Source organism: Pedobacter frigiditerrae (assembly GCF_032678705.1).
Taxonomy (GTDB): Bacteria; Bacteroidota; Bacteroidia; order Sphingobacteriales; family Sphingobacteriaceae; genus Pedobacter; species Pedobacter frigiditerrae_A.
Map to the genome: position 1 here is coordinate 1,203,591 of NZ_JAVTSS010000002.1, position 16,633 is coordinate 1,220,223.

A 16,633-nucleotide genomic window follows, 5' to 3' on the forward strand; every position below is an offset into this window, starting at 1 on the left:
CTATTTCCTTATAGAATATTATCTTTGCCGCAGATTTGTGAGAAAGCTATGTACACCACACTATTATTACCTTCAGTTATTAAAACGACCCTTCAGCTAAAATCAGTTTACTTAAAAAGAGAAGTAGAATTAGAAATTTTCAGTCCTGATAATTTATTGGGAAACGAGCGTGTTAACCTTTTGTTAGTAAACGATGGGCAAGATTTGGCGCAAATGAAAATGGAGGAAACATTAACATCTCTGTATCAAAGATGGTGTATTGAACCAACTGTAGTTATAGGTATTAAGGCTAGTGATGAAAGAATTTTAGAATATGGCATCGCAGGAAAACCAGATTTTAAAAAAAGAGGTTCAAAAGCACAAGCATACACGGATTTTATTATCAAGGAGTTAATGCCTTTTGTGCAGAGCGAAGTTGATGTAACCATTAATGGTAAACGTGCCTTTGCTGGCTTTTCTTTAGGCGGAATTACCGCATTTGATATTGCATGGAACAACGATAATTATTTTGATGCGGTTGGTGTTTTCTCTGGTTCTTTTTGGTGGAGGAAAAAAGATTTAAATGCTGGTTATACTGATGATGACCGTATTGTTCATGAAATGATTCGCGATACTAAAACAAATCCGGCTGTTAAATTTTGGTTAATGACAGGTACAAATGATGAACTGGCAGACCGTAACCACAACTTTATTATAGATTCTATTGACGACACGATAGATGTAGTTAAGGAATTAATGAAAAAAGGATATCAGAGACCGCAAGATATTTTCTATTACGAGATGGTTGGAGGCAAACACGATGTGCCAACTTGGGCTAAAGCAATGCCGAAGTTCTTGGAATGGGCATTTCCTAAAACGAGAATTTAAAAACTCATAACCAATTAGCTTGTGCAATAATGCTTAACTTGGTTTATCAATCTGATGAGCCATGAAAAAATTATTACCCTTTTTATTTCTTTCATTCTTTGCGTTTACTCTAAATGCACAGGATAAAACTGTTCCGCAAAAGGAAGTTGAGCAAACCATAGTTAAATTTTTCGACGCTTTATCTGCTTTTGATTTTGATAAAATGAGGTATTACACAAAAGATATTGAGTTTATAGAATATGGAGAAGTGTGGAATTTAGATGTGTTAATTGGGAGAGTTAAACCAATGGTTAGCACTGGCGTAAAAAGAACAAATACTTTAAAATTTACCAAAACAGTAATAAAGGGAAATACAGCTTGGGTTATTTACTATAATACTGCTGATTTTGAGGAGAGCGGTAAAGTTGACAAAGTTAAATGGCTTGAAAGTGTGGTGATGGTTAAAGAAGAAGGAAGATGGAAAATGACTCTTTTACATTCTACTTTATTGAAAGGAAAAAAATAGCAGCTTATTGTTGATGTTTAGAACTTCTTACATCTTAAATTGTTTTTAGTACAAATTTGCAGGATGAGAGAAAAAATAAACCAGATTATTTTTGGACATGATACCAAATCAAGCAAGTTGTTTGATATTATTCTTTTATGGGTAATTCTAATTAGTGTTGTAATTGTTGTTTTAGAAAGTGTACCCTCACTAAACGGAAGATTTGCCAATTTCTTTTTCTATGCCGAATGGACAATCACTATATTATTTACTATTGAATATTTATTAAGGATTTGGAGTAGTAAAACACCTTTCAGATATATTTTTAGTTTTTGGGGTTTAGTAGATTTGCTTTCTATTTTGCCAACTTATTTAGAGCTAATTAACTTTGGTTTCCATTATTTATTGGCCATTAGAATATTTAGGTTGTTAAGGGTGTTTAGAATATTAAAACTAGTTAGATTTAATAGAGAAGCCCAAAAATTGCTTTTAGCGATGAAAGGAAGCGGTTATAAAATCGCCGTCTTTTTAATGGTGGTTATTTCTATTATGGTAATTCTAGGCACTTTAATGTACGTTATTGAAGGCGGCGAAAATGGATTTACCAGTATACCGCAAAGTATTTATTGGGCAATTGTTACCGTAACAACTGTTGGCTTTGGCGATATTGTTCCGCAAACGGTTCTTGGCAAATTTCTCTCATCCATAGCCATGATTATGGGTTATGCCATAATTGCCGTACCTACTGGAATTATTTCTGTTGAATTGGCTAAAAATAAATCAGAGGATAAGGTTTGTGAAGTTTGCAAACATGATAATCCTGATGATGCACATTATTGTAATCAGTGTGGATTGAAGTTTTAGAATTTATAGCGATATTAGAGGGAGATAGCCGGCCAGAATTAGGAGTTGAATCTGATGAAGATTGGCTAAAATTAACTGCTCAATAAATGCAAGAAATAGACGTTGTTGCTTTCGCCTTCTCTCAATTTGCCAAAATGGATGCTCAAGAATTTGAACATTCTAAGCCACATTGGAAACTAAAACAATATAAAAAAGGAGAGTTTTATAATCAGCATAGAACCGTTTGTAAGTTTTTAGGATTTATTATTGAAGGTGTATTTCGCTCTTATGTTGTGGATGAAAAAAGTGGCGAAGAGAAAAATGTCTTTCTTTATTCTGGAAATCAGTTTGTAGTTACTTTTAAGAGTTTCATTAATCAAATGCCTTGCGATTACCATACGCAAGCGATGACAGATGCAACGGTTGTTTATATCCATATAGATGATTTATTGAAGCTCTATCAGCAATCGCATCAATGGGAAACTTTTGGTAGGTTGCTGGCTCAGGAAGCTTTTAACATTGCAATGGACAGAACAGAAAGTTTCTTTTTTAAAACACCCGAGCAACGTTATCTCGATTTAATTAAATACCATCCACAAATTTTTAATAGCATTCCGCTTTATCATATTTCTTCTTATTTAGGTATTCAAGGACCGTCTTTAAGTAGGATAAGAAAAAGATTAACAGGTAAATGACGATTTTAACTTAGGTTAAAATTATTGATGTTTTTAAGCTGGAGATTTGAGTCATCAAATTAAAAGAAAAAACATTATGAAAACTTTAAATCTAAAATCAAAAACAATCGTATTAGTACATGGTCTATTTGTAAACAACTTAAGCTGGGAAGGTTGGAAAGCTTTCTTCGAAGCAAAAGGTTATACAGTTTACAATCCAGCAAACCCATCTCACTCAGGTAATCCTGCAGACTTAAGAACCAACATCGACCTAAATTTAACCAAGGTGAACTTTGTAGATGTTGTAGAAAACCTAGTAAAATTTATTGATGCCTTACCAGAAAAACCAATCCTTATCGGTCATTCATTAGGAGGTTTAACCGTTCAGAAATTAATGGATTTAGGTAAAGGCGAAGCTGGTGTAATGATAGATGGTGCTCCCCCAATGGGTGTTATTCCTTTCGAGTTTAGTTTTTGGAAATCTAATTTCACAGTAGTTAATCCATTTAAAGGCAACTCTGTTTTTATGCCTACTAAGGAATGGTTTCATTATACTTTTGGTAATACTTTGTCAAGAGTAGAATCAGATAAAGTGTTTGATGAAATTGCAGTGCCAGAAAGTAGGGCAATTGCTTGGGGAACTTTAAAAAGTTATGCTAAAGTAGATTTCAAAAAAGCGCATCAACCTTTGTTGTTTATTGCAGGCGAAAAAGACAACATTATGCCTGCGAGCTTAAACAAAAGAAATTTTAAAGCTTACAAAAATGCAGATAGTATCACAGACTTTAAAATGTTCGAAGGTAGAGGTCACTACATTTGTGGTGATGAAAACTGGGAAGAAGTAGCTACTTACGTTTACAATTGGATTAGTAAATAGGCAAGGAAGGCTTGAATTTTAGCACAGGTTTTTGTTAACTAAACCCGATCGGAGCGAAAATCCTTTTTTGAATGTCATCCTGAGCGTAGTCGAAGGACATTTAAAAAAGATTGTAGCAAAGAGCGGGACTGATGTTTCCGATGAGCATTGGTTTTGCTTTACCTATTAAACACTAACAGATTTCTCCTCGCTGCGCTGCGGTCGAAATGACGCACAGGTAGCATACAATCTATTGACTATCAAAATTTAACAAAAATATAATGACATAAATAGTAGGTAAAACCCTTAAAAATCCAATTAAAAATCATATCTTTGCGCCAAATTTATAGGCGCATTTTATGCAAAAGATTAGAAATATAGCTATTATAGCACACGTTGACCACGGTAAAACTACATTGGTTGATAAGATTTTACACTCTTGTTCTGTTTTTCGTGATAACGAACAAAAAGGAGAGTTGATATTAGACAACAATGATTTAGAGCGTGAACGTGGGATCACAATCGTTTCTAAAAATGTTTCGGTACAATATAAAGACGTAAAAATTAACATCATTGATACTCCTGGTCACGCGGATTTTGGTGGTGAGGTTGAGCGTGTATTGAAAATGGCTGATGGTGTATTGTTATTATGTGATGCTTTTGAAGGTGCAATGCCTCAAACTCGTTTCGTAACGCAAAAAGCTTTGGCTTTAGGTTTAAAACCAATTGTTGTTGTAAACAAAGTTGATAAAGAAAACTGTAGACCAGAAGAGGTTTACGAGCAAATTTTTGAGTTATTCTTTAACTTAGAAGCAACTGAAGACCAATTAGATTTCCCTGTAATTTACGGTTCATCTAAACAAGGTTGGATGAGTACTGATTGGAAAGTGCCAACTACAGATATTTTTGCGTTATTGGATACAGTTGTGGCTACTATTCCACCTGCACCAATTAACGAAGGTACTTTACAAATGCAAATTACATCATTAGATTATTCATCTTTTGTTGGTCGTATTGCAATTGGACGTGTACACCGTGGTACTATTAAAGAAAACCAACCTATTACGTTAATTAAACGTGATGGTAAAATGGTTAAATCTAGAGTAAAAGAACTTTATACTTTTGAAGGTTTAGGTAAAATTAGAACTACAGAAGTAGGTTCTGGAGATATTTGTGCGGTTGTAGGTATTGATGGTTTTGATATTGGTGATACTATCGCTGATTTTGAGGCACCAGAACAATTACCAGTAATTAGTATTGATGAGCCAACAATGAACATGTTGTTTACCATTAACAACTCTCCGTTTTTTGGTAAAGAAGGTAAATTGGTTACTTCACAACGTATAAAAGATCGTTTGATGAAGGAAATGGAGAAAAATCTTGCACTTAAAGTTGTTGAAACTCAAGGTGCAGATTCATGGTTAGTTTATGGCCGTGGTATTCTCCATTTATCAGTATTAATCGAAACGATGCGTCGTGAAGGTTATGAGTTACAGGTTGGACAGCCTCAAGTTATCGTTAAAGAAATTGACGGTAAAAAATGTGAGCCAATTGAAACATTAATTGTAGATGTACCGGGTGATGTTGCTGGTAAGGTAATTGAATTGGTAACTCAGCGTAAAGGTGAGTTGTTAATTATGGAACCAAAAGGCGATTTACAGCACTTAGAATTCGAAATCCCAGCTCGTGGTATTATCGGTTTGCGTAACAACGTATTAACTGCAACTGCTGGTGAGGCGATTATGGCACACCGTTTCAAAGCTTACGAGCCTTGGAAAGGTACAATTCCTGGTCGTTTAAATGGTGTATTAATTTCTATGGATAAAGGTATGACTACTGCTTATTCTATCGATAAGTTACAAGATAGAGGCCGTTTCTTTGTGGATCCAGGAGTAGACATTTACGAAGGTCAAATTTTAGGCGAGCACATTCGCGATAATGATTTGGTAATCAATATTGTTAAAGGAAAAGCGTTAACTAACATGCGTGCTTCTGGTACAGATGATAATACTCGTATCGCACCAGCTATTAAATTCTCTTTAGAAGAATGTATGGAGTATATCCAAGCTGATGAATATATTGAAGTAACGCCTCAAAGTATGCGTTTACGTAAAATCTTCTTAACAGAACAATTACGTAAAGCAAACGGTAGTAAAAACTAATAATTCCTTATTAGAATTTAAATATAAAAGCCTGTAAGCGTAAGTTTACAGGCTTTTTTGTTTAAAGATTAAGAAAGCAAAGGTCGTCTTGTATTACAATGTGCTTAGGTTTTCTTTGGTGCCTTAGGTGGTAAAAGATTTTAGAAAAGCAAAGACACAGCGTCAATTAATGTTAGCCCTTCTTTCCGCTAAATCTTTTTCGCTTCGCTACAAAGGATACCGCTTCAATAAGGTTTAGAGTTGAAAGGATTGTGCAACTATGAACCTTTTCATTGCAAGCGCTTTAATGACAAGCCTTAAATTATCTGCATATCATTCACGAATGATAATGAAATGCTATAAGTCGCTATAACATAACAATTTAAAAATCTAACAATCGGGTGGCAATTAATATTCCCAAAGGTTTTAAATTTGCATTATCACCCTTATTTTTATGTTTAAAAAGGCATTTCCCTACCTAGGAATATATTTTTTAAAGTCATTATCTCTATTGCCTTTAGGTTTTTTATACCTTTTAAGCGATGTTTTTTATTTGTTAATTTATAGAGTTTTTGGCTATCGAAAAAAAGTAGTTAGAGAAAATCTACTGAATTCATTTCCCGAAAAAGACATTAATGAAATTATTGCAATAGAAAAGAAATTCTATAAATATTTTGCTGATTTATTTTTTGAGATTATCAAAATGCAACGTATCTCTAAAAAGGAGCTAAATAAGCGTGTAAAATTCAAAAATGTAGATTTAGTTGAAGCTTACCTAAAGAACAACGAAAGCATACTCTTTTGTGCCTCTCATTATGGAAATTACGAATGGGTTTGTATGTCCATTGGAATGACATTTTCTGGCCAACATTACCCAATTTACAAACCATTAAGCAGTAAGATTTTTGACAACTGGTTTTTTAACATGAGAAGTAGATTTGGCAACCAGATGATTTCAATGCGTCAAACAATCAGGGCAATTCAGTCTACCAAGCATTACCCAAGTATGTTTACTTTTGGCAGCGACCAAGCACCGTCAAAAGAAGATTCTCAATATTGGACAACACTTTTAAATCAAGAGGCCTCAATACAACTCGGTCTAGAAAAAATAGCTAAGAAAACTAATAGACCAGTATTTTTTTTAAAAACCAGTTATGTAAAACGTGGTTACTACGAAGTTGATTGTGTGCCTATTTCTTTAAATCCTGCAAGCACCGCAGAATTTGAAATAACCGAATTACATACTCGTTTTTTAGAGGATTTCATTAGAGAAGAACCAGCTTATTGGCTTTGGAGTCATAGGAGGTGGAAATATAAACCAGAAAAACCAGTTCGAGAAAGATTATCAAAAGATTTGAAAGAAGAAAATATCGAGGGTTAATTATATTGAATTTTGATATTAATTCATTTTTTAGCTTTTACCATTAAGTAGCTAATCCCAAATTTTACATCAACCAAACTTCTCTAAATTCCCTTTTCTCTACTTTAGTGTTTCAATACAATTATTATGGAATCACTACAAGGAAAAAATGCTATAGTTACTGGAGCAGGTAAAGGTTTAGGAAAAGCAATCGCAATAGCTTTAGCTCAAGAAGGAGTAAACGTTGGATTAGTTGGAAGAACTGAAAAAGACCTAATTGCCGTTGCGGAAGGGTTAAGAACATACAATGTAAGAACCTCAATAGCCATTGCAGATGTCTCAGATATTGATGCTGTAAATTCGGCTGTTGCCAAAGTAAAAGCAGAACTTGGTGTAATTGACATCTTGATAAATAATGCTGGGGTTGGTGCTTTCGGTAAGTTTATGGAATTGGAGCCAGTACAATGGAAACAAATTATCGAAATTAATTTATTAGGAGTTTATTATGTAACTAGGGCGGTGTTGCCAGAAATGATAGAAAGACAAATTGGAGACATCATTAATGTTTCATCAACTGCTGGTAAAAATGGAGCTGCGGTAACAAGTGCATATAGCGCATCAAAATTTGGGCTGATTGGTTTGTCAGAATCATTAATGCAAGAAGTGCGTAAACATAATATTAGAGTAAGTACAATGTTGCCTAGCACGGTTGCTACAGATATGGCAATTGATTTGAAATTAACAGATGGAAATCCTGATAAAGTAATGCAACCAGAAGATTTTGCAGAACTATTAATTGCTCAATTGAAATTAAACAGAAGGGTTTTCGTTAAAGAAAGTGGAATTTGGTCTACAAATCCTTAAATTAGTAAAAGATAATCCCTTTTAATTATGAAAAACTTGTTATTTGCGTTTATTGCAATGTTTGTTGTCAATACAACTTTTGCACAAACTTCACCTCCATCGTCTGACCAAGTTTTAGCTGAAGCTTTTAAAGAAGCTAAAGCACAAAAGAAGAAAGTATTTGTTAAGTTTAGTGCTTCATGGTGTGGTTGGTGCCACAAAATGGATGATAGTATGAATGACCCAGAACTGAAAGCATATTTTGATAAAAGTTTTGTGATAAAACATCTAATTGTAATGGAATCTAAAGGCAAGGAAAATTTAGAAAATCCTGGTGCTATGGATTTGATGAAAAAATACAATAGTGATGGATTCGGAATTCCTTTGTGGTTTATTTTTGATGAGAATGGCAAATTGCTTGTTGATTCTCATTTAAGACCAGAAGGTGTAGGAATGGAGGTAAAGGGAAAGAATATTATAGGTTGTCCAGCAGCAAAAGAAGAGGTAGATTCTTTCGTTAAATCGCTTAAAGCAACTACAAAACTAACTGATGCTGAATTGGCAAAAATTTACGCAAGGTTCAGAAAAAATGACCCTGCTTACAAGCCTGAAACCACAACTACACCTGTAAAGACTTCTGAGAAATAATTTAAATAATTCTTCAATATATAGAAGAAAGAGAAGCCGCAGATATTACAATCTGCGGCTTTTTAATTGAAATAATTTAAGCATGCTGTCCTTCGTGAACACCTTCAGCAAATTCTTCCACAATCTTATCATTAAATGCTGGTAAGTCTTTAGGCGTACGGCTAGTAACCAAGCCTTGGTCCACAACCACTTCCTCGTCAGACCAATCTGCTCCAGCGTTAATTAAATCTTGTGAAATATTTTTTACCGATGTCATTTTTCGTCCCTCAACCACACCTGCATTTATTAATGTTTGTGGCCCGTGGCAAATAGCAGCTACAGGTTTTCCTGCTTCAAAAAATGCTTTTACAAATGCTATTGCATCTTCATTAGCTCTAAGCTTATCTGGGTTAATCACGCCTCCAGGTAATACCAAGCCATTATAATCATCAGCATTTGCTTCACTTAGAGTTTTATCTACCTCAACTTCACCCGACCAATTACCATCGCTCCAGCCTTTAATTTTACCGCTTTTAGAAGAAATAATGTGTACAGTTGCACCTTCCTCTTTTAATCTCTTTACTGGTTCAGTTAATTCACTTTCTTCAAACCCATTTTCTGATAGCACTGCAATAGTGCGATTACTTAATTGTCCCATAACTAATGTATTTAATAAATTGATGTATTAAATACAGCTATTGGAAATTATTGTTTTTAGAATATGAGATTCGTTATTCAATAATTAAAATTATAGAAGGGTTTTTAAGATTATGATAGCCAAATCCATCATAGATAATTCTACTAGTTAAAGTTTTAATTTCAATTGAGTTTTTGAAATTATAAAGTGGGAAATTTAAAATTAATTTCTTTTCAATCTTATCTTTTTTCATTCCAATTCCCTTTAATAACCTAATTGATGATTTTCTAAGAATGTGGTCTTCTTTTAAAGAATTATAATTTGGGATACTAATAACTAATGAGTTATTATTTTTTTTAAAGTCTAAAAAAAGATTTGATTCCTTATTAAGATAAAATCTAAAATTTTGCAATCGGTCTTCAACGAGACTAAAAATTAAGTCATCAAATTCTTGTCCATCTAATCGTTCGCCTTTATTTTGATTAATTAGATTTTCAATTTGAATATCAATATTGTTTTTTTGGTTAGCTAGGTAATTTGAATATTCTGTATTATCTTTTAAGATGGGATTAACAATGTTATACATCTCCCTCATTCTTTGTAAACTCTCTATCTTGTCAGAATAAGGATTGCTTAAGTTTTTTAGGAGCTGAATTTTTTGACTAACTTTTTTTAATCTTTTCGAGTGAAAATAAGCAGCTTTATACTCAAATTCTTTAATATAGGATTTAATAATGTCTTCAAGCCCTTGCTTTTCTTCCTCATAAAACCGCAATATCTCGTTAAGCTCTTCGTTCATTTTCTTTAATCATTAGTCCTTCTATGCCTAATGAAATATTGCGCCAAGTTAAATGCAATGAAGATGTGATTAATCACCGTTGGTATGATGCCATAATAATGACTTAAAATTTTAAAACGCTCTGTTAAGCTAGCCAAGTGTTTTTTCTTAGACATTCCGCCTACTAAGTACTTTGCCACGTATAAATGCGTATTTACTACGTTAGATGATTTTTTGGCTGCCTTAATAATCCAATCTATGTCTGAGCTGTATTTATACTGCAAATCATAAGGTTCGGTTAAGCTTCTTTTAATGTAAATCGCTTGGTGACTAACATTCATCCCAAATTTGAAACTATGCCAATCGAAATGTTCTGGCGCTCTGTGCCTACGTTGTCCTAAACTTTTCCAGTTTTCATCAAACATCTCGGTTTCTCCATAGTAAATATCTCCAGCTGCCGCTGAAGAAAAAACATCAGTCACTGTTTCTGGCGCATAAATTTCATCGCCTGAGTTCATAAACAAAACATAGTCGCCTGTGGCTAGAGCCAAACCTTTATTCATGGCGTCATATATTCCCCTGTCTTGTTCAGACACGACAATTGCTAATCTATCTTTGTATTTATTAATGATATCAACAGTGCCATCATTTGAGGCGCCATCGATAATAATATATTCAATATTGGTGTAGGTTTGATTTAATACCGAAAGCATCGTTCTTTCTATATCTTTTGCATTATTATAAACGATGGTAATTACGCTAAGTTTAGGATTTACGGTCATTGAGGCAAAGCGTTAATTAGTGTCTGATATAATTCTTCGTGTTTAGTGGCAACAACTGTAGGAGCAAAATGATTTAAAATTGTTCTTCTGGCTTCCTTTTGAACCGATTCCTTGTCTTCGTGTAAAATCAACCATTCGATTCCATCAGCTAAATCAGATGCTGATTCGTAATTGGCCAAATACCCATTCTCTAAATGTTTAACCATATCTGGTATTCCGCCAGTTTTAAATGCGATTACAGGCGTAGCACAAGACAAGCTTTCCATTACGGTGTTTGGCAGATTGTCTTCCAGAGATGGCGTTATAAAGGCATCCGCAGCTGCGTAACATTTGGCCAAATGTTCGTCTTTGTTGATGGTGCCCAAAAAAGTTGTTTTAAAAGGGAATGTTGGCACATCTTTTTCATCCTTGTTTCCAAAAATAACCAGCTCAATTAATTCGTTAGGTATTTCTGGGCGGGCAGCAAGCTCGTTTAAGGCATCAATTAGATATTGAGTTCCTTTATGTTTATCGTTTTTAGAAGGCATAAATCCACTCATTAACACAAAGTGATTAGCAGGAATTTTTAGGATTTTTTTGGCTTCTGCTTTTACATAAGGCTTAAAAACATCAATTTCTATGGTGTTTGGGATAACCGAAACATTTCTGATGCCCAATAAACTACTTTGCTTAACCGAGTTAGACATCCATCGGCTTGGTGCCACAATGTGGAAATTAAATTCTGAATAAGCTTTTTGTTTGCGTAACCAATTTTTGTGGGAGATGTCGTTTTTGCCACTCAGTTTTAAGATTGGGCAATCGCCGCATTGTTTGTGAAAATGCTCGCAACTGTAACGCACATGACAACCACCAGTAAAAGCATTGCTATCGTGGAAAGTCCAAACTACTGGCTTCTCCAATTCATCAATTTCTGCCAAAAATTTAGGTGTTAAAAACCCGTGATTAACCCAATGTAAATGAATAATATCTGCTGATTTTAAGTCGGGATGATTAATGATTGATTTGCCAAACCATTGTAAAGAGAAAGGTGTTTTTACAGCTTTAACAAATATTTTTGCCAAATATCGCTCTGCCATGATGTTAAAAACTGCTTTTATTTTAGCAAAAATGCCTTTGGTAAAAGTAGCAATTTTAGGGTTTTTGCCGAATTTGTAATAAGCAATTACTTTAGAGTCTATGCCATTTTCTACCAATGCATTACTCAAACGGAGACAAGCTCTTCCGGCTCCTCCATTTCCATCGTAGGTATTTAGGTGTACAACTTTCAAATCAATCAAAAATACATTTATTTGTTTAGGATTATAAAATTGTTGTGTATTTTCAGCCAACCAATCAACAAACAAACTAATTCATGAAAACAACCATCTTTAAAACGCTTTGCGTAATGCTATTGGTATTTCCAATTTTAACAAATGCGCAAGACCAAACTTATTTTACGGCTTACCCTTCTTTAAGCCCTGATGCACAAACAATTGTGTTTAGTTATGATGGTGATATTTGGAAAGTGCCAGTAAAAGGTGGTTTGGCTTCTCGAATTACAGGAATGGTTGGAGATGAAATTAATCCAAAAATATCGCCCGATGGCAAATGGTTAGCATTTTCATCTAACCAATTTGGTAATAACGATGTTTATTTAATGCCAATGGCAGGTGGAGATATTAGACAATTAACTTTCAACGATGGCACAGATGAAGTTGATAACTGGAGTTGGGATTCTAAAACAATATACTTTACCTCAACGAGATATAATTCTGCCTCAAGCTATAAGGTTGGTGTAAATGGAGGGACAGCAGTTCGCTTGTTCGACAATTTTTTTAATACTACTCACAACATTGTAGAAGCACCAAATGGCGAACTTTTCTTTAGCGATACTTGGGAAAGTAGAAATGCTGCCAATAGAAAACATTACAAGGGAGCGTATAACCCAGATATACAATCTTACAACCCAAAAACGAAAGCTTATAAACGCTATACAGATTTTATTGGTAAGGATTTTTGGACCAGCATAGACCAAAAAGGGAATATCTATTTTGTATCTGATGAAGGTAACGAAGAATACAATTTGTACACTTTTATAGGAGGCAAAAAAACAGCTTTAACGAAATTTGAAACTTCCATTAAACGTCCATTTGTTGCAGCAAACGGAACAACAATAGTTTTCGAGAAAGATTATCAATTGTATACTTATGACGTTGCTTCTAAAAAGGTAGAGAAGGTTAGCATCAGTTCTACCAGAAATCAGATTTTAAGTAAAGAGCAAGAATATGATGTTAAAGGAACCATTTCTGCATTTGATGCATCGCCTGATGGCAAAAAATTAGCATTTATTTCTAGGGGAGAAATTTTTGTGAGTGATGCAGAAGGAAAATTTGTTCGTAAAATAAGCAATACTGGGGAGCGTGCTTTAGAGGTTAAATGGATGGCTGATAATAAGACAATCTTATTTAATCAGACCATTAATGGTTATCAGAATTGGTTTACCATTACTGGCGATGGAAAAGGAACAACTAAGCAATTAACTTCAGACAAAGCAAATAATCGTGATATCACTTTTAATAAAACCAAAACTTTAGCCGTTTACTTGAGTGGAAGAAATGAGTTAAGAATACTAGATTTAAAAACCTTAGAAAGCAAAACGATTGTTAAGGATGAATTTTGGGCGATTCAAAACTCAACACCTAACTTTTCGCCAAATGACCAATATGTTTTATTTACAGCCTTTAGAAATTTTGAACAAGATGTATTAGTTCACGAAATTAAAACCAATAAAACAATCAATTTAACCAATACTGGTGTTACAGAAACTAGTCCGGTTTGGTCGCCAGATGGCAAATATATTTTCTTTACCAGTTCTCGTTTAAAACCATCTTACCCAAGCGGATTGCAAGACCCACACGTTTATCGTATGGCGCTAAATAACTACGATGCACCTTTCCGTTCAGATAAATTTGATGAGTTGTTTAAAGAAGATAAACCAGGAGAACCCAAAGATGTAAAACCTGCAATAACTGACCCTAAGGCCAAATCTAAGCCTACAGATACAGCTAAGAAAAAAACTGAAACCAAACCAACACCAAAACCTCCCGTTTTAATTACCATTAACACTCAAAAAATTCTAGATAGAATTGAGTTGGTAAGCCAACCATTTGGTGGACAATATTTAGCAGATGTATTTGCCAAAGGCGATAAAACGTATGTGTTTTTTGCATCGAACCATGAAGGAGGAACACCTGGTATTTTTAGAACTACAATTGAACAGTTTGAAGCTAATAAAACAGAAAAAGTTACCGATGGAGGAGATTTTAACATTGTAGCAAGTGGCGATAAATTTTTTACTTTAACCAGAGGAGAAATTAGTAAATACAGTTTGGAAGGCAATAAATTAGATAAAATAAACATTGCTTATAAATTCAGCAAAAACTTAAATGCAGAGTTTAACCAAATGTTTTATGAGACTTGGGTTGGTTTAGATGAAAACTTTTACGACGATAAATTTCATAATGTAGATTGGGAGAAAATGAAAACCCGATACGCGGCTTACCTGCCTTACGTAAACAGTAGAACTGATTTAAGGATATTACTAAATGACATGTTAGGAGAGTTAAACTCGTCGCACATGGGCTTTAATAGTTTTGGTGCAGAAGAACGTAAAAACTTAAATTATGTTACAAACGAAACAGGGTTGATTTTCTCTAATGAAAATCCTTATAAAGTAGAAAGAATAGCTGCCAAAAGTAATGCAGCCTTAGTGGGTGATAAAATTGTAGCTGGAGATGTTTTAACTCAAGTAAATGGAGTTAAGGTTGATGAAAAAATGGATAGGGATTACTATTTCAGCAAGCCATCCTTAGATAGAGAAATGACCTTAACATTTTTACGAAGTGGTAAATCTGTTACTGTAAATGTTCATCCGCAGAGTTCTGGAGCTTTAAAAACAAATCTGTATGATGAGTGGATTAATCAAAATCGTGATAATGTAGATAAGTTGGGGAATAATCGCATTGCTTACTCTTATATGAAAAATATGGGTGGTGGCGAGTTAGAAAGATTCCTATTAGATATGGTTGAGCAAGAGAATAACAAGGAAGCCATTATATTAGATTTAAGATATAACACAGGCGGAAATGTTCACGATGAAGTCTTAAGATTTCTTTCTCAAAGACCTTATTTGCAATGGAAATATCGTGGTGGTAAATTATCTCCTCAAAGCAACTTTGCGCCTGCAGCAAAACCTATTGTTTTGCTAATTAACGAACAATCTTTAAGTGATGCAGAAATGACAGCAGCGGGTTTTAAAGAACTGAAATTGGGAAAAATCATCGGAACTGAAACTTACCGTTGGATAATTTTTACCTCAGCAAAAGGCTTGGTAGATGGCTCTTCTTACCGTTTACCATCATGGGGATGTTATACAATGGATGGACAGGATTTGGAGAAAGAAGGTGTGAAACCGGATATTTTTGTAAAAAATACTTTTGAAGATAGACTGGCAAATAGAGACCCACAAATAGAAAGAGCTGTTGCAGAGATTTTGAAACAGTTGAAATAAAAAAGACGTCATTGCGAGCATCTGTTTTTCACAGGGCGAAGCAATCTCATTGCTGCTACTGCGGAAAGGAGATTGCTTCGCTTTGCTCGCAATGACGTACTGGGTGTAGATCTACAAGATATACCTTTATAACAGTTGCAATAGCACAAAAAAGATGTCATCCTGAGCGTAGTCGAAGGAATCTTTTTTGATTTTGACAAATTAAAATGGTCTTCGACTACGCTCAGACTGACACTATTTGACCTTTGGTCGGTGTTATCACCGACCAATTTTGTAGTTATGTGGATTGGTGATAACACCAACCACAAGTAAAGATTGCCTAATATGATATCTTTGACTTTAAAGATGGTTAATCGTTGAGACTAATTCAACTAATCATTTTTAACAGTTAACCTTTTTCCGTTTCTTTGAGGCTAGAATAAAATTAAGAATGAGTAATTTATTAACCGACAGAGATTTTTGGGTAAAGTATTGGGAAAGTAAAACTGATTTGTCGGTTGTAATACCAGAAAATTATTTATTTCATCGCCAACTGGCTGATATTGTACAAAAACAAAATGTGAAAACAGCGATAGAATTAGGTGGTTTTCCTGGTTATTACGCAGTTTTTCTGAAGAAATATCTAAAACTCGATGTTACACTATTAGATTATTTCGTTCATCCTCCTATTACACAACAATTGCTAAAAACAAATGATTTGGCAGTTGATGATATTCATATCATCGAAACAGATTTATTTAAATATCAGCCCGAAAAACAATATGATTTAGTACTTAGCTGCGGTTTAATTGAACACTTTAATGATACGGCAGATATTATAAACAGACATATTGCTTTTGTAAAACCAGGTGGAACATTGTTTATCACTTTGCCAAACTTTAACGCTGTAAATGGCTGGTTTCAAAAGAATTTTGATAAGGATAATTACGATAAACATAATATCGATTGTATGAATCCAGCTTTGCTTGCCCAAATTTGTAAGGACGCAGGCTTAGAAGTTATTCAATCTCGTTTTTTTGGAGGCTTTAGTGTTTGGCTGGAGAATGAAAAGCAAAAGTCAGCAGGAGTGAGGTTACTTAAAAAGTCAATTTGGGTTGCCGGAAAAGTATTTTCTAAAATCTTTCCATTTGATTCGAAACAATTATCTCCTTATATTATTTTGGAGGCTAGGAAAAAATAACATATTCCGTCA

General features: G+C 34.2%; 15 protein-coding genes. 11 read left to right on the forward strand and 4 right to left on the reverse strand.

The window, feature by feature from the left end:
* Positions 1 to 48: 48 nt before the first annotated feature.
* The 9 genes from R2Q59_RS15950 to R2Q59_RS15990 all read left to right on the forward strand — a co-directional run bounded on the left by R2Q59_RS15950 (position 49) and on the right by R2Q59_RS15990 (position 8,716).
* Positions 49 to 867, forward strand: coding sequence for an alpha/beta hydrolase (locus tag R2Q59_RS15950; RefSeq protein ID WP_316786177.1), 819 nt, complete (start codon positions 49 to 51; stop codon positions 865 to 867).
* Positions 868 to 928: 61 nt separating this feature from the next.
* Complete coding sequence (locus tag R2Q59_RS15955; RefSeq protein ID WP_316770850.1) at positions 929 to 1,372, forward strand: nuclear transport factor 2 family protein; 444 nt, start codon at positions 929 to 931, stop codon at positions 1,370 to 1,372.
* A gap of 63 nt (positions 1,373 to 1,435) precedes the next feature.
* The gene (locus tag R2Q59_RS15960; protein ID WP_316770852.1) at positions 1,436 to 2,215 is read left to right on the forward strand and encodes an ion transporter; all 780 of its coding nucleotides are present in this window, start codon (positions 1,436 to 1,438) and stop codon (positions 2,213 to 2,215) included.
* Between the two features lie 86 nt (positions 2,216 to 2,301).
* Entirely contained in the window at positions 2,302 to 2,889 is a 588-nt protein-coding gene (locus R2Q59_RS15965) for a Crp/Fnr family transcriptional regulator (RefSeq protein WP_316786178.1), read from the forward strand.
* 76 nt (positions 2,890 to 2,965) lie between these two features.
* Positions 2,966 to 3,745 (forward strand): alpha/beta hydrolase, encoded by a 780-nt coding sequence (locus R2Q59_RS15970; protein WP_316786179.1) that lies wholly within the window; start codon positions 2,966 to 2,968, stop codon positions 3,743 to 3,745.
* Between the two features lie 338 nt (positions 3,746 to 4,083).
* On the forward strand, positions 4,084 to 5,886 hold the full coding sequence (gene typA, locus R2Q59_RS15975; protein WP_131551968.1) for a translational GTPase TypA: 1,803 nt from the start codon (positions 4,084 to 4,086) through the stop codon (positions 5,884 to 5,886).
* A gap of 433 nt (positions 5,887 to 6,319) precedes the next feature.
* A complete protein-coding gene (locus R2Q59_RS15980; RefSeq protein WP_316786180.1) occupies positions 6,320 to 7,246 on the forward strand; it encodes a lysophospholipid acyltransferase family protein in 927 nt (308 codons plus the stop codon).
* Positions 7,247 to 7,372: 126 nt separating this feature from the next.
* The gene (locus tag R2Q59_RS15985; protein ID WP_316770865.1) at positions 7,373 to 8,089 is read left to right on the forward strand and encodes a 3-ketoacyl-ACP reductase; all 717 of its coding nucleotides are present in this window, start codon (positions 7,373 to 7,375) and stop codon (positions 8,087 to 8,089) included.
* Between the two features lie 27 nt (positions 8,090 to 8,116).
* Entirely contained in the window at positions 8,117 to 8,716 is a 600-nt protein-coding gene (locus R2Q59_RS15990; protein ID WP_316786181.1) for a thioredoxin family protein, read from the forward strand.
* Between the two features lie 76 nt (positions 8,717 to 8,792).
* On the opposite strand, the gene R2Q59_RS15995 is transcribed toward R2Q59_RS15990, so the two are convergent.
* The 4 genes from R2Q59_RS15995 to R2Q59_RS16010 all read right to left on the reverse strand — a co-directional run bounded on the left by R2Q59_RS15995 (position 8,793) and on the right by R2Q59_RS16010 (position 12,169).
* The gene (locus tag R2Q59_RS15995) at positions 8,793 to 9,353 is read right to left on the reverse strand and encodes a type 1 glutamine amidotransferase domain-containing protein (RefSeq protein ID WP_316786182.1); all 561 of its coding nucleotides are present in this window, start codon (positions 9,351 to 9,353) and stop codon (positions 8,793 to 8,795) included.
* A gap of 73 nt (positions 9,354 to 9,426) precedes the next feature.
* On the reverse strand, positions 9,427 to 10,131 hold the full coding sequence (locus R2Q59_RS16000; RefSeq protein WP_316786183.1) for a hypothetical protein: 705 nt from the start codon (positions 10,129 to 10,131) through the stop codon (positions 9,427 to 9,429).
* Between the two features lie 5 nt (positions 10,132 to 10,136).
* The gene (locus R2Q59_RS16005; protein WP_316786184.1) at positions 10,137 to 10,892 is read right to left on the reverse strand and encodes a glycosyltransferase family 2 protein; all 756 of its coding nucleotides are present in this window, start codon (positions 10,890 to 10,892) and stop codon (positions 10,137 to 10,139) included.
* Positions 10,889 to 12,169 carry a glycosyltransferase gene (locus R2Q59_RS16010; RefSeq protein ID WP_316786185.1) on the reverse strand — a complete coding sequence of 427 codons (1,281 nt, stop codon included), beginning with the start codon at positions 12,167 to 12,169 and terminating at the stop codon, positions 10,889 to 10,891. The genes R2Q59_RS16005 and R2Q59_RS16010 overlap by 4 nt, the downstream gene beginning before the upstream one ends.
* Before the next feature lie 74 nt (positions 12,170 to 12,243).
* On the opposite strand from R2Q59_RS16010, the gene R2Q59_RS16015 reads away from it, so the two are divergent.
* Both R2Q59_RS16015 and R2Q59_RS16020 read left to right on the forward strand, forming a co-directional pair.
* Positions 12,244 to 15,441, forward strand: a complete 3,198-nt coding sequence (locus R2Q59_RS16015; RefSeq protein ID WP_316786186.1) for a S41 family peptidase — start codon at positions 12,244 to 12,246, stop codon at positions 15,439 to 15,441.
* Positions 15,442 to 15,871: 430 nt separating this feature from the next.
* The gene (locus tag R2Q59_RS16020; RefSeq protein ID WP_316770879.1) at positions 15,872 to 16,621 is read left to right on the forward strand and encodes a class I SAM-dependent methyltransferase; all 750 of its coding nucleotides are present in this window, start codon (positions 15,872 to 15,874) and stop codon (positions 16,619 to 16,621) included.
* Positions 16,622 to 16,633 lie beyond the last annotated feature (12 nt).

Coding starts and splice junctions, on each gene's coding strand:
- R2Q59_RS16015 (WP_316786186.1), top strand. CDS start 12,244: ATGAAAACAACCATCTTTAAAACGCTTTGCGTAATGCTATTGGTATTT.
- R2Q59_RS16020 (WP_316770879.1), top strand. CDS start 15,872: ATGAGTAATTTATTAACCGACAGAGATTTTTGGGTAAAGTATTGGGAA.
- R2Q59_RS15965 (WP_316786178.1), top strand. CDS start 2,302: ATGCAAGAAATAGACGTTGTTGCTTTCGCCTTCTCTCAATTTGCCAAA.
- R2Q59_RS15960 (WP_316770852.1), top strand. CDS start 1,436: ATGAGAGAAAAAATAAACCAGATTATTTTTGGACATGATACCAAATCA.
- R2Q59_RS16000 (WP_316786183.1), bottom strand. CDS start 10,131: ATGAACGAAGAGCTTAACGAGATATTGCGGTTTTATGAGGAAGAAAAG.
- R2Q59_RS15985 (WP_316770865.1), top strand. CDS start 7,373: ATGGAATCACTACAAGGAAAAAATGCTATAGTTACTGGAGCAGGTAAA.
- typA (WP_131551968.1), top strand. CDS start 4,084: ATGCAAAAGATTAGAAATATAGCTATTATAGCACACGTTGACCACGGT.
- R2Q59_RS15970 (WP_316786179.1), top strand. CDS start 2,966: ATGAAAACTTTAAATCTAAAATCAAAAACAATCGTATTAGTACATGGT.
- R2Q59_RS15980 (WP_316786180.1), top strand. CDS start 6,320: ATGTTTAAAAAGGCATTTCCCTACCTAGGAATATATTTTTTAAAGTCA.
- R2Q59_RS15995 (WP_316786182.1), bottom strand. CDS start 9,353: ATGGGACAATTAAGTAATCGCACTATTGCAGTGCTATCAGAAAATGGG.
- R2Q59_RS15955 (WP_316770850.1), top strand. CDS start 929: ATGAAAAAATTATTACCCTTTTTATTTCTTTCATTCTTTGCGTTTACT.
- R2Q59_RS15950 (WP_316786177.1), top strand. CDS start 49: ATGTACACCACACTATTATTACCTTCAGTTATTAAAACGACCCTTCAG.
- R2Q59_RS16005 (WP_316786184.1), bottom strand. CDS start 10,892: ATGACCGTAAATCCTAAACTTAGCGTAATTACCATCGTTTATAATAAT.
- R2Q59_RS15990 (WP_316786181.1), top strand. CDS start 8,117: ATGAAAAACTTGTTATTTGCGTTTATTGCAATGTTTGTTGTCAATACA.